We start from the raw sequence: 11,843 nt of genomic DNA, 5'->3' as shown, positions 1-11,843 counted from the left end.
GATGCCGGACCGCACCAGCCTGCGGGTCGCCGAACTGTACGCGCGTGTGCTGAACATCGAGCACGTCACCGAGGGCGACGACTTCTTCCTGCTCGGCGGGACCTCGCTGACCGCGATGGAACTGCTCGACGTCATCGACGCGGACCTCGGTGTCCGGCTGCCGCCCCGGACGCTGTACCGGGCGACGGTCGTCTCCGAGCTGGCCGAGGAGATCGACGCCCGCCTCCCCGCGGCGGAAGGAGCCTGAGATGCGACTGTCGCGCCCGCCGTTCGCACCCGTGGAGTTCAAGGACGTCGATCTGCTCGACTCCGCCTACTACGCCACCGGTGACCCGCACGCCGTCTGGGCCCGGCTGCGGGAGACCGAGCCGGCCTACTACTGCGACCCGGCCGACGGGCGCGAACCCTTCTGGGTGCTCACCCGCTACGAGGACGTCGCCCGGGTGCTGCGGGACCACCGGTCCTTCTCCTCGCGGCGCGGCACCATGCTGTGCATCATCGACCTCAGCATGCCCGACTTCGCCTCCGACGAGATGATGCCGGACACCGATCCGCCCCGCCACCGGCAGCTGCGCGAGCCGGTCAGCAGGGCGCTCACCCCGCGCGCGGTGGCCTCCCAGGAGGGCGCGCTGCGCCGGATCGTGCACGAGCTGCTCGAACCGGCCCTGGACGGCGGGGTGTTCGACCTCGCACAGGCCGCGCTGCTGTTCCCGATGGCCTTCACCGGCACCCTGATGGGACTGCGCCGGGAGCACTGGCGGCACATGGCGGAACTGACCACGATGACCATCGCCTACGACGACCCGGACTACTCCCTCGGCGACCCCAAGAACACCATCCGGCTGGCCCACCACGAACTCTTCGACCTGTTCCGGGCCGAGGTCCGCGAGCGCACGGCGGCCGGCCGGGAGGCCGACGACCTGATCGGCATCCTGCGGTCCATGGACGTGGACGGCGAGCGGCTGACCGAGCATCAGCTGATCCTCAACTGCTACGCGCTGCTGCTCGGCGCGAACGTCACCACCCCCCATGTCACCTCCGCCCTCGTGCTGGCGATGGCCGAGCACCCCGAGCAGTTCGAGGCGGCCCGCAGAGACCCGGAGCTGCGCCGCCCCCTGGTGCAGGAGACGCTGCGCTGGGCCTCCCCGGCGAGCCACTTCATGCGGTACGCGGTCGAGGACGTGCGGCTGCACGGCCGTACCCTGCGGGCGGGCGAGCCGGTCAGCGTCTGGCTGGGCTCCGCCAACCGGGACGAGCGGATGTTCGCGCGGCCCTACGAGTTCGACGGGACACGCACCGGCAACCGGCATCTCGCCTTCGGGGTGGGGCCGCACTACTGCATCGGCGCCGGCCTCGCCACGCTCGGCCTCGAAGTGTTCCTCGACGAGCTGCTTGAGCTGGTGGAACGGGTGGAGCCGGCCGGCGAACCGGCCCATCTGGCCTCGAACTTCGTCGCCGGATACAAGCATCTGCCGGTCCGGCTGACACCCCGCGCGGGGGCGCGCGGGGCCGGGGCGGGGTCCGCGTGAGCGGCCCCGGGTCGTGGTTCGACAACCGGTTCCGCCGGGCCGGGGCGTCCGCCACGCTGTACTGCTTCCCGTTCGCCGGCGGTACGGCCGCCTACTACGCGCCCTGGGCCGAGGAGTTCACGGCCGCTGTAGAGATCGTCCCGGTCCAGCCGCCGGGGCGCGGGTCCCGGATGGCGGAGCCCGGCCCGGCGAGCATCGCGGAGATGGCCGACACCCTGGCGCCGCTGATCGCGGCGGCCCCGACCCGGCCGCTGCTGCTCGGGCACAGCATGGGGGCGATCACCGCCTTCGAGGTGGCCCGGCGGCTCGCCGTACTGGGGCGCCCGGCCGGGACGCTGTTCGTCAGCGGACGGCCCGCACCGCCCATCGCCCGGCCCGTCGCCCCGGTGTCCGGGCTGCCGCGGAACGCGTTCGTGCGGATGCTCCGGGCGTACGGCACGGCCCCCGAGGAGGTGCTGGGCCACGCGGAGCTGCTCGATGTGCTGCTGCCGATGATCCGCGCCGACTTCGACCTGATCGAGCGGTACGCCTACGCTCCCGGGCCGCCGCTCGACTGCCCGGTCCTGGCCTGGTGCGGTGACGCCGACCCGGAGGTGCGGCCCGCGGACATGGCCCGCTGGGGCGAGCAGACCACCGGCCCGTTCGAGCTGACGGTACTGCCCGGCGGTCACTTCTTCCTGACCGACCACCACCGGCAGATCGTGAAGTCGGTGCTGCGCACGGCCGCCTGACCGCACACCGGGGCCCCGGGAGGAGAGTCCTCCCGGGGCCCCGCCCGTGCGTGCGGGTCAGGCCGGCGCCAGACCCGCGCCCGGCTCCCGAACCGGCGCACCCGCCCGGCACCGGCACCGGCCCGCTCGAACCGACCGCACCGCACCGCAGACCAGGGCCCCGGGACGAGATGCCTCCCGGGGCCCCGCCCGTGCGTGCGGGTCAGGCCGGGGTGAGGGCCGTGGCCAGTTCCCGGACGGTCGCGTGCCGGTAGAGCATCGGCACCGGGACCTCCCTGCCGAGGCGCCTGCCGAGTGCCTCGGCCACCTGGAGGATCACGATGGAGTCGCCGCCGAGCGCGAACACCGAGTCGTCCCGGCCGACCCGTTCGTGCTGGAAGTGCTCGCCGAAGACCTCGGCGATCAGGGTCTCGGCAGCGCCGACCGGAGCCGCGTAGCCGCTCGGCCGGCGGTCCACGGCCCGCTCCGCCAGCAGCCTGACGGCGTCGGGTTCGCCCGCCGGGGTACGGGGGATCCGCGGGACCACCACGAGCTGGGCGAGGGCGCCCCGCGCGGCGAGCGCGCCCGCCACCGCGCGCCGCACCTGCGCGGGGTCGGCGTCCTCCGCGACGGTCAGGGCGATCACCACGCTGCCGCCCGAGAACTGGTCCGGGGCCAGTTCGGCGGCGAGATGCGGGTTGCGCGGATCCGCGCCGAGCAGCAGATACGGCCGGGTGCCGCGCACCGCGCCGAGCAGCAGCCGCAGCCCCTCGGTGGGTTCGAGGGAGCGCAGCCCGCGCCGTTCGGCGGCGGCGACCAGCGGACTGCCGTCGTTCATGCCGGTGCCGGCCCACATGCTCCAGGCCAGGCAGCGGACGTACCGCCCCTGGGCGCTCCAGCGGTGGCCGAAGGCGTCCAGCGCCGCGTTCGCCGCCGAGTAGGCGCCGTAGGCGGCTCCGCCGAGGTGGCCGTTGACCGAGGAGAACAGCACCACACCGGTCTCCGGGCGGTCGCGCAGGACGGCTTCCAGCGCCGCGCCGCCCGCGAGTTTGGCGTGCAGCATGTGGCGCAGCCAGTCGGCGGTCTCCCGGCGCAGCTCGTGTGCGGAGAGGTCGGTCCACTGCGGGGCCGGGGAGGCGCCGGCCGCGTGCACCGCGAGCCGCAGGGGCGCGTCCCAGTCCCGCTCGGCCGCGGCGACACCGGCGGCGAGGGCGGCGGTGTCCGCGACATCGGCGGCCAGGTAGCGGACCTCGCCGAGGGCGCGCAGATCGGCGAGCAGCCCGGCCTGTTCGGGGGCGAGTTTCTCCTCCGGGGTGCGGCCGGTGACGAGCAGCCGCACCCCCAGCGCGGCGAGCAGGTACTCGGCGAGTACGGCACCCAGGCCGCCGAGACCGCCGATGAGCAGGCAGGTGCCGCCGGGCGGCAGCACGTCCCGGGGGACGGCCAGCTCCGTCGCGGTCTCCACCTGGCGCAGCCGGGGCACGCGGGCCGCGTCCCCGCGCACCGCGGTCAGTTCCCCCGGGTAGGGGACGAGGGCGAGCCGCGCCAGTTCGCCGGCGTCGGCGCCGGCGGGCGCGTCCACCAGCCGGACGGCCGCGCACAGGTCCTCGGCGCCGGCCGTCCGGACGAGGCCGGCGAGCGCGGCCCGTCCGGGCTCCACCGGATCCTGCGGCCCGGCCGCCAGCGCCCCCTGCGTCAGCACGGTCACCTCGGCACCGGGCAGGGTCCGGGCGAGTGCCGACAGGGCGGTGAGCAGCCGGGCGGCGGGCTCGTCGGCGGCGCCGCCGGAAGCGGGGCCGACGTCCCAGGCGTAGATCACCCGGGGGCGGGGCCCGAGTCCGGGGGCGAGCCGTTCCAGCGCGTGCACGAGGGCGGCCGGGTCGAGCGGGTCGGCCGCGGTGACGCCGGGGAGTTCGGGGCGGTCGGCGGACGCCGGGCCGCCCGGCGCCGTGAGGAGGATGAGGGGGCCGTCGAGCCGGGCCGCGAGGGGGGCGTGGAGTGCGCCGTCCGGTGGGGCGAGCAGCAGGACGGGACCGGTGCCGGGGGCGGGTTCGGGGGCCGGCGACGGGATCCAGACCCGTTCGAGCACGGGGCTCGCCGCGGTGACGGGGTCCTCGGCGCGATGGTCGTAGCGGCGGTCGGCGAACCGGCCGGCCCGGTGGTCCTCCAGCAGCCGGCCGCGCTGGATCTTGCCGCTCGCGGTGCGCGGGAACTCCTCGGCGGTGAGCGGGATCACGGCTTCCGGGCTCAGGGCCAGCTCCCGGGCCAGGGCACCGCGCACGGCGGCGACCGTGCCGTCCAGATCGCCCGCCGCCTCGGCGTCGGGCACGAAGAAGACCAGGATCGCGTCGGTGCCGCGGTCCTCGTCGCGGACCCCGCAGACGGCGGCGCAGGCGGGCCGCACCCCCGGGGTCTGCTCGACCACGGCCTCGGCGTCGGCGACCGGGTAGTTGGCGCCGTTGACGATCACCATGTCCTTCTCACGGCCGGTCAAGGTGAGCCGGCCGTCGCGGAGGAAGGCCAGGTCCCCGGTGTCGAACCAGCCGTCGTCGGTGAACGAGGCGGCGTTCGCCTCCGGGTTGCGGTGGTACTCGAGCAGCAGGGTGTCCCCGGCGACCTGGAGGCGGCCGATCCGGCCCTCGGGCAGCACCTCGCCCCGCGCGTCGACGATCCGCAGGGCGACGCCGGGGACCGGCGGGCCGACCTCGGTGAGCAGTACGGCTCCGGCGGCGTCGGGAGGCAGCGTGGCGAGCCGGCCGTCCAGCGAGTGCGGGTCGAGCGCGACCGTGCCGACGGAGGGGTCACGGGCGTCCAGGGCCGAGTAGGTGACGCCGGAGGAGGTCTCGGACATGCCCCAGCAGGCGACCATGGCGGTGGGCGGCAGGCCGTGCGGGACGAGCAGTTCGAGGAAGCGCCGGGCGGTGCGGGCGACCACGGCCTCGCCCGCGTTGCACAGATGCCGGGCCGTGCCGAGGTCCCAGCTGCCCGCCCGGATCGCGTCGGCCTCCTTGGCGACCAGGGCGTAGGCGAAGTTGGGGGCCCAGGTGTTGGTCACCCGGTACTCGGACAGCCAGTCCAGCAGCGCCAGCGGGCGCCGGACGAACGCCTCGGTGCGGGCGTTGATGTGCTCGCACCGCAGGAAGACGTCCCGGACGTTGGACATCACGATGCCGCCCACATGGTCGAGCGGCATGAAGTTGAGGGTGACCTCGTGCTCGGTGAAGCCGTTGCGGGCGGCCACCGCGTGGCTGCGCGCGACGATCGAACGGTGGGCGTGGCGCACGCACTTGGGGGTGCCGGTGCTGCCCGAGGTGAGCAGCTGCACGACCGGGTCGTCGGGGCCGGCCGCGTACGGCTCGGCGGGGGCGGCGGCGGTGCGGGCGGCCGAGGCGACCCGCGCCGGTGCGGGCCCGCCCCACCGGGCGACCAGGGCCGTGGTCGGGTCCAGCAGCGCGTCGTCGGTCAGGATCAGCGGGCGGTCGAGCAGCTCCCAGGCGGCCCGGAGCCTGCGGGTGCCCGCGTTGTCGGTGGTGTGGTCGAGGACCGGGCCGACCGGGGTGGGGACGAGGCCGCCGAGGACGCAGGCCCAGAAGGCGGTCAGGAAGGTCCGGCTGTCGGCGCACTGCAGCAGCACGGGGTCGCCGGGGCCAAGTCCGGCGGCGCGCAGGCCGGTCAGGGCGCACCGTGCCTCGTGGAGCAGCTCGGGATAGGTCTGCCGGTCGGTGCCGCCGTCGGGCAGCAGATAGGTGGTGCCGCGTCCGGGTGCCAGCTCCGCCGCGCGCAGCAGGGCCTCGGTGAGGGTGCGGGGGGCGTCCGGCGGGAGCGTGGCCGGCGGGCCCGCGCTGACGGCGGGCCGGTCGTCCGGGAGGGGGGTGCCCGCGGGGGGTGCGGTCTCCGGGCCGGCCGGGGCGGGCAGGGCGGTGCGGACCCGCCGGTCGAGGACGACGGCGGCCTCGCGTACGCCCGGGACGGACTCGGCCAGCCGTCTGAGCGCCGCCGGGCCGGCGGCGTCGGTGTGGTGCGCCATGTTCTCCCCCTCGGCCGGTCTCACCCGGCCAGCAGCGCTCGGGCGAGGACCCGGGCGGTCCGTTCGGTGGGCTCGTTGACGAAGTAGTGGCCGCCGTCCACGTCGTGGTGGGTGTGGCCGGCGGTGGTGTGCTCGGCCCAGGAGTGCAGCGCGGCGACCGGCACGGTGGTGTCCTCGGTGCCGCGCAGGGTGGTGACCGGGAAGGGCAGCGGCGGGCGCGGCTCGTACCGGTAGGTCTCCCAGAGGGTGAAGTCGGACCGGATCAGCGGCAGGAGCATCTCCAGCAGCGCCGTGTTGCCGAGGACGGCGGCGGGCAGTCCGCCGCGCCGTGCGACCTCGGCGGCGAGGTCGGCGTCGGCCAGGGCGTGCAGCGGGTGTTCCGGCGGCGGCAGATGCGGGGCGGGCTGCGCGGCGGCCAGCAGCCGGCGCGGCCACAGCCCGTCCCGCTCCCCCAGTTCCCGGGCGACCTCCCAGCCGAGCAGCGCGCCGGCGCAGTGGCCGTACAGCGCGAAGTCGCCGGTGCAGAAGGGGCGCAGGGCGATGGCGCAGGCCCGGACGAGGGACCGCAGCCGGGTCGGCGGGTCCTCCTTGGAGCGGTCCTCGCGGCCGGGCAGCTGGACGACCAGCACCTCGATGCCGGGCGGCAGCAGCTCGGGCCAGGTGCGGAAGACGGAGGCGCCGGCACCGGCGTGCGGCAGGCAGATCAGACGCAGGACGGGGGCGGGCCGGGCGGCCCGCCGGACCCAGGGGGACTCGGCGGTGAACACGGCCGCGCCCATCACTGGTCCCCGGGCCGCTCGTCGGCGAGGGCCTCGATCTCGTCGTCGGCGAGCGCCTCGACCAGGTCGAGGGCGGCGGCCAGGCGATCGCGCCGCTGGTCGCGGCGGGCCAGCGCCTCGTCGACGATCCGGGCGAGCCCCGCGACGGTGGGCGCGGCGAAGAACTCGGCGATGGAGACGTCGACGCCGAACACCGCCTTCACGCGCGGCGCGATCCGGATGGCCTGGAGGCTGGTGCCGCCGAGCGCGAAGAAGTTGACGTGCCGTCCGATCCGGGCGCCCAGCAGCGGGCCGAACACCTCGGCCGCGACGGTGCGCTCGGTGGGGCTGCCGTCCTCCGCGCCCGGGTCGCCGAGGTCGTCGAGCTGGGTGAACTCGACGGCGGGCAGGGCGCGTCGGTCCACCTTCCCGCTGGCGGTGAGCGGAACGGCCGGCACCGGGACCAGGACGCTGGGCACCATGGTCGGCGGCAGCCGGTCGCCGAGCGCGGACCGTACCGCGTCGAGCTTCAGCTCGCCCTCCTGCGCGGCCACCACGTAGGCGACGAGCAGGGTGCCGCGGTGCGGGTCGACCGCCACGTCGGCGACCGCGCGGGCGACGCCGGGCAGGGCCTGGAGGGCGGCCTCGACCTCGCCGAGTTCGATGCGCACCCCGCGGACCTTGACCTGCCGGTCGGCACGCCCCCGGAAGACCAGGTCGCCGTCGTCGTTCCAGCCGGCGAGGTCGCCGCTCAGGTACATCCGGGAGCCGGGCGGCCCGTACGGGTCGGGGCGGAAGCGTTCGGCCGTCAGGCCGGGGCGGCCCAGGTAGCCGCGGGCGACGCCGAGTCCCGCGACGGCCAGTTCGCCGACCGCGCCGGGCGGGAGCAGGCCGAGCGCCTCGTCCACCACGTAGGCGCGGTGGTTGGTCATGGCCCGGCCCATCGGCGGCGAGGCGGCCCAGTGGCCCGCGCAGTCCTTGGCGACCACGGTGACGGTCGTCTCGGTCGGGCCGTAGCCGTTGGTGAACCGCCGGCCGCGGGCCCAGCGGGTGGTCAGTTCGCCGGAGAAGGCCTCGCCGCCGACGAACGCCACGCGCAGGGCGGGGTACCGGTCGGGGTCGAGCAGCTCCATGATGGCCGGCGGCAGGTCGATCACGGTGATCCCCTCGCCGGCCAGGACCGTGTCCAGCGCGTCGAGGGACGAGCGCTCCTCGTCGTCGACGACGTACAGCCGGGCCCCGGACAGCAGGGCGCCGAAGATCTCGAAGACCGACACGTCGAAGCCGAGGGAGGCGAAGTGGAGGACCCGGTCGGCGGGGCCGAGGCCGAACATCTCCTGCACGTTGCGCACGAAGCCGGCCGCGTTGCGGTGCTCGACCAGGACGCCCTTGGGGCGGCCGGTGGACCCCGAGGTGTAGATGACGTACGCCAGTGACTGCGGGGCGGTGTCCCGCTCGGGCGGGGTGTCCGGGAACGCGGCGTGCTCGTCCGCCTCGCCGGTCACCGTGAGGATCTCGGCGGCGACGCCCTCGTCGAGCTGCGCGACCTCCGGGGAGGCGAGGACGTGCCGGGCGCCGCAGTCCGCGACGATGGTGCGGACCCGGTCGGCGGGCTGTCCGAGGTCGACGGGGACGTAGGCGGCGCCGGCCTTCAGCACGGCGAGGATCGCGGTGACGGCGGCGGGACCGCGCCCGACCAGCACCGGCACCCGGTCGCCCGGGGCCACTCCGCGCGCGATCAGCCGGTGGGCGAGCCGGTTGGCCCGGGCCTGGAGTTCCCGGTAGGAGACCTCGCCGCCCCGGCCGGCCAGCGCGGTCCGCTCGGGGTGGGCGCGGGCGACGTCGTCGAAGACCCGGTGCAGCACCTCGGGCGGGCGGCTGCCGATCGGCGCGTTCCACCGGTCCAGGATCGTGGCGCGCTCCGTGTCCCCGGTGATCTCCAGCGCGTGCAGCGGGGTCTCGGGGCGGGCGCAGCCCTGTCCGAGCAGCAGCAGAAAGCGCTCGGCGAGGCGGCGGGCGGTGGACTCGCGGTACAGCGCGGTGGCGTAACGGATCCGGACGACGGGGTCCGGCCCGTCCAACGGGGTCGTCTCCAGGGAGAGTTCGAAGCTGTTGGCGCCGGTGTCGATCCGTTCGGCGCACAGGGTCAACCCGCCCGCCGACGCGGTGTGCGCGGTCTCGGTCCAGGCGTCGAAGCCGAGCTGGACCAGCGGCAGCCGGGACGGGTCGGGCTCCAGGCCGAGGCCGTCGAGGACGGTGCGGAACGGGGTGGCGCCGTGCCGCTTTGCCGCCTCGCGGCGGGCGCGCACCCGGCGCACGATCTCGGCGAACGCGGGATCGCCGTCGAGTTCCACGCGCAGGGCGAGCAGGTTCCCGCAGTCCCCGACCAGGAGGCCGGAGGGGAACGGTCCGAGGACCCGGTGCGGTATGCCGATGGTGAGGTCGGCGCCCGACAGATGGCGGGCCACGAGTGCGAAGAAGGCGCCGAGAAGGATGTCCTCGGCGGGATTCCCGGATTTCTCCGCGAAATCCCGGAGCTGCTTCAGAAGTTCATCCGGAATCGGGGATTCAATGGATTCGGCGGTAAGGTCGAGAACGCGCGGCCGAGGATGGTCGGGGGGAATCTCGGTGTTCTCCCAGGCGGCCAGCTCATGGTGCCAGAATTCCATACCGGCGCGCGCCTCGGGACCCTCGGTCCAGTTCCGCTGCCAGGCAGCGTACTCGCCGAACGGGTGGGCCGGCTCGGGGAATTCCGGATTCCGCTCGGCCCGCCGGGCCGCGTAGGCAGCGGCGAGATCCGTCACCAGCACTCCGACGGAACGGTGGTCCAGGATCAGATGGTGGGAGACCAGCACCAGGACGTGCTCGTCGGCCGTCAGGCGCAGCAGCCGCAGGCGCAGCGGGGCCGCGGCGTCGAGGTCGAACCCTTCGGCCAGTTCGGCCGTCACGATCTCCCGCGTCCGGGCCCGCGCCTCGCCGGGGTCGCAGGGTTCGGCCGTCAGCCGGACCGGCCGTGCGGCCTGCACCACCTGCACTCCGGTGTCGTGCTCCCGCGGGAAGACCGAGCGCAGGGCGCCGTGCCGGCCGATCAGGTCGTCGAGGGCGGCGCGGAGCGCGGGCACCTGCAGCGGCCCGGTCAGGCGCAGGGCGAAACCGAGTCCGTAGGCGGTGCTGCTGGGCGACACCTTGTCGAACAGCCACAGCTGCTCCTGCCGGAAGGTGAGCGGAGCGGTGCGCACCCCCGGTTCCGCTCCGTCCAAGCGGGCCAGCAATTCCGCGCGGCGCTCCGCGGAAAGGCTCCGCAGCCTTCGGAGCAACTCGCCTTGTCCAGCCAATTCGTCCCCCAGTTCACCAGACGCATAACAGTCGTCGCAGCAGACACGGCACGCAAGGACACGTCGGATATGACCGCAGAAAAAGCTTCGACCAGTGAAGTCGCCCGACGGATGGGCAGTGCCCCGAATCCCCCGGGCACTCATCCGTCGACGGGCCGATGCGGCACTATTCAAGGACCGACAACGTGTGCCACAGTAGTGCGGCCATCGAGTCTCGACAAGGACGCGTCATGGATTTGAGCGTCACCCGGAGAACCCTCGACTTCAGACAAGAGCTGCGGACTCTGCTGACCTCCCCCGACACCCGGACCCTGCTGGACGATGTCCACGCGCGCCGCGACGGCATGGACGGTGACGTCCGGCCGCTGTACCGGCATCTGGGCCGGTCCGGGGTGCTCGCTCCGTCCTGGCCGCCCGAACACGGCGGCCGGGGCGGCGACTTCACCGAGACGGTCGTCCTGCTGGAGGAACTGGTCACGCACGGGGTACCGCAGAGCCTCTACTACATCTCGGTCCAGATCGTCGGCTCGCTGATCCTCCAGGCGGGCTCGCCGGAACAGCGCGCGGCGCTGCTGCCCCGGCTCGCCTCCGGCGAGCTGTCCGTCTGCATCCTGTTCACCGAACCGGAGCACGGCTCGGACCTGGCCGGCATCACCACCCGGGCCGAGCCCGGCCCCGACGGCGGCTGGACCCTCAAGGGCCGCAAGACCTACAACCTGAAGACCGCCTACGCGGACCTGGCACTGTGTGCCGTGCGCACCGCCCCGGAGCAGAGCAGGTACGAGGGCATGTCCCTGTTCCTCGTGCCGCTCGACGCGCCCGGGGTCAGCGTGCGGCCGCTGCCCAGCCTCGCCGACGAGCAGTTCCACGACGTCCGGCTGACCGATGTGAAGGTCGGTCCCGAGGCGGTGCTCGGCGCACCGGGTGAGGGCTGGTCGCTGATCACCCGGATGTTCGCCGCCGAGCGCAGCGGCCTCGACTACTACGTGCGCGCCCGGCACTGGCTCGACCTCACCGCCCGCCGGCTGCTCGCCGGTCCGGCGCCGGACGGCGCGGACCTCGCCGAACTCGCCCGCCACCACGCGCGGTTGGCCGCCACCCGGCTGCTCACCTGCCGGGCCTTGCAGCAACTCCAGGAGGACCGGCCGGACATCGCCTCCGCCTCGATGTCCAAGTGGCACGCGAGCGAGACCGCGCAGGCCGTCTCCTGGTGGTCGATGGAGGCGCTGGGCCTCTCCGCCCTCGGCCCGCCAGGACCCGGAGGACCGCACGGCCCCGAGGGACCGGATGGCCTTGGAGGACCGGATGGCCCCGGAGGACCGGACGGACCGGACGGCCTCGGAGGACCGGACCGGGTGCTGGAGGCGGCCTTCCGGGAGGCCCCGGGCATGTCCATCTCGGGCGGCGCGTCCGAGGTGCTGCTGGACATCATCACCGGCGCGCGGCTGCTCGACGACGTGGAGACGGGGGGATAGCGGGTGGAC

Annotated in this window: 7 protein-coding genes; 4 read left to right on the top strand and 3 right to left on the bottom strand. The window is 74.8% G+C overall.

The window, feature by feature from the left end:
- Window position 1: 1 nt before the first annotated feature.
- From ACF073_RS04870 to ACF073_RS04860, 3 genes are read left to right on the top strand one after another with little or no spacing between them, the layout of a single operon-like run.
- Window positions 2-247 (top strand): phosphopantetheine-binding protein, encoded by a 246-nt coding sequence (locus ACF073_RS04870; protein WP_392066931.1) that lies wholly within the window; start codon window positions 2-4, stop codon window positions 245-247.
- Between the two features lies 1 nt (window position 248).
- Window positions 249-1,529 carry a cytochrome P450 gene (locus tag ACF073_RS04865; protein WP_392066930.1) on the top strand — a complete coding sequence of 427 codons (1,281 nt, stop codon included), beginning with the start codon at window positions 249-251 and terminating at the stop codon, window positions 1,527-1,529.
- Window positions 1,526-2,260, top strand: a complete 735-nt coding sequence (locus ACF073_RS04860) for a thioesterase II family protein (protein WP_392066929.1) — start codon at window positions 1,526-1,528, stop codon at window positions 2,258-2,260. Before ACF073_RS04865 ends, ACF073_RS04860 begins: the two co-directional genes overlap by 4 nt.
- Before the next feature lie 202 nt (window positions 2,261-2,462).
- Here ACF073_RS04860 and ACF073_RS04855 read toward each other — a convergent pair whose 3' ends face one another.
- Genes ACF073_RS04855 through ACF073_RS04845 form a run of 3 tightly spaced genes read right to left on the bottom strand, consistent with a single transcriptional unit; the run spans window position 2,463 to window position 10,263 of the window.
- The gene (locus tag ACF073_RS04855) at window positions 2,463-6,266 is read right to left on the bottom strand and encodes an SDR family NAD(P)-dependent oxidoreductase (protein ID WP_392066928.1); all 3,804 of its coding nucleotides are present in this window, start codon (window positions 6,264-6,266) and stop codon (window positions 2,463-2,465) included.
- Window positions 6,267-6,286: 20 nt separating this feature from the next.
- Window positions 6,287-7,045 carry a thioesterase II family protein gene (locus ACF073_RS04850; RefSeq protein WP_392066927.1) on the bottom strand — a complete coding sequence of 253 codons (759 nt, stop codon included), beginning with the start codon at window positions 7,043-7,045 and terminating at the stop codon, window positions 6,287-6,289.
- Window positions 7,045-10,263 (bottom strand): amino acid adenylation domain-containing protein, encoded by a 3,219-nt coding sequence (locus tag ACF073_RS04845; RefSeq protein ID WP_392066926.1) that lies wholly within the window; start codon window positions 10,261-10,263, stop codon window positions 7,045-7,047. Before ACF073_RS04845 ends, ACF073_RS04850 begins: the two co-directional genes overlap by 1 nt.
- A gap of 326 nt (window positions 10,264-10,589) precedes the next feature.
- Between ACF073_RS04845 and ACF073_RS04840 the strand changes: the two genes are divergently transcribed.
- Window positions 10,590-11,834: an acyl-CoA dehydrogenase family protein gene (locus ACF073_RS04840; RefSeq protein WP_392066925.1), complete on the top strand. Its 1,245-nt coding sequence runs from the start codon at window positions 10,590-10,592 to the stop codon at window positions 11,832-11,834.
- Window positions 11,835-11,843 lie beyond the last annotated feature (9 nt).

This window comes from Streptomyces sp. NPDC015171 (assembly GCF_043079545.1).
Classification (GTDB): Bacteria; Actinomycetota; Actinomycetes; order Streptomycetales; family Streptomycetaceae; genus Streptomyces.
Note: the sequence above shows the minus strand (reverse complement) of the source record. Positions and strands in the feature narration are given on the sequence as shown.

Coding starts and splice junctions, on each gene's coding strand:
- ACF073_RS04870 (WP_392066931.1), top strand. CDS start 2: ATGCCGGACCGCACCAGCCTGCGGGTCGCCGAACTGTACGCGCGTGTG.
- ACF073_RS04865 (WP_392066930.1), top strand. CDS start 249: ATGCGACTGTCGCGCCCGCCGTTCGCACCCGTGGAGTTCAAGGACGTC.
- ACF073_RS04855 (WP_392066928.1), bottom strand. CDS start 6,266: ATGGCGCACCACACCGACGCCGCCGGCCCGGCGGCGCTCAGACGGCTG.
- ACF073_RS04840 (WP_392066925.1), top strand. CDS start 10,590: ATGGATTTGAGCGTCACCCGGAGAACCCTCGACTTCAGACAAGAGCTG.
- ACF073_RS04850 (WP_392066927.1), bottom strand. CDS start 7,045: ATGGGCGCGGCCGTGTTCACCGCCGAGTCCCCCTGGGTCCGGCGGGCC.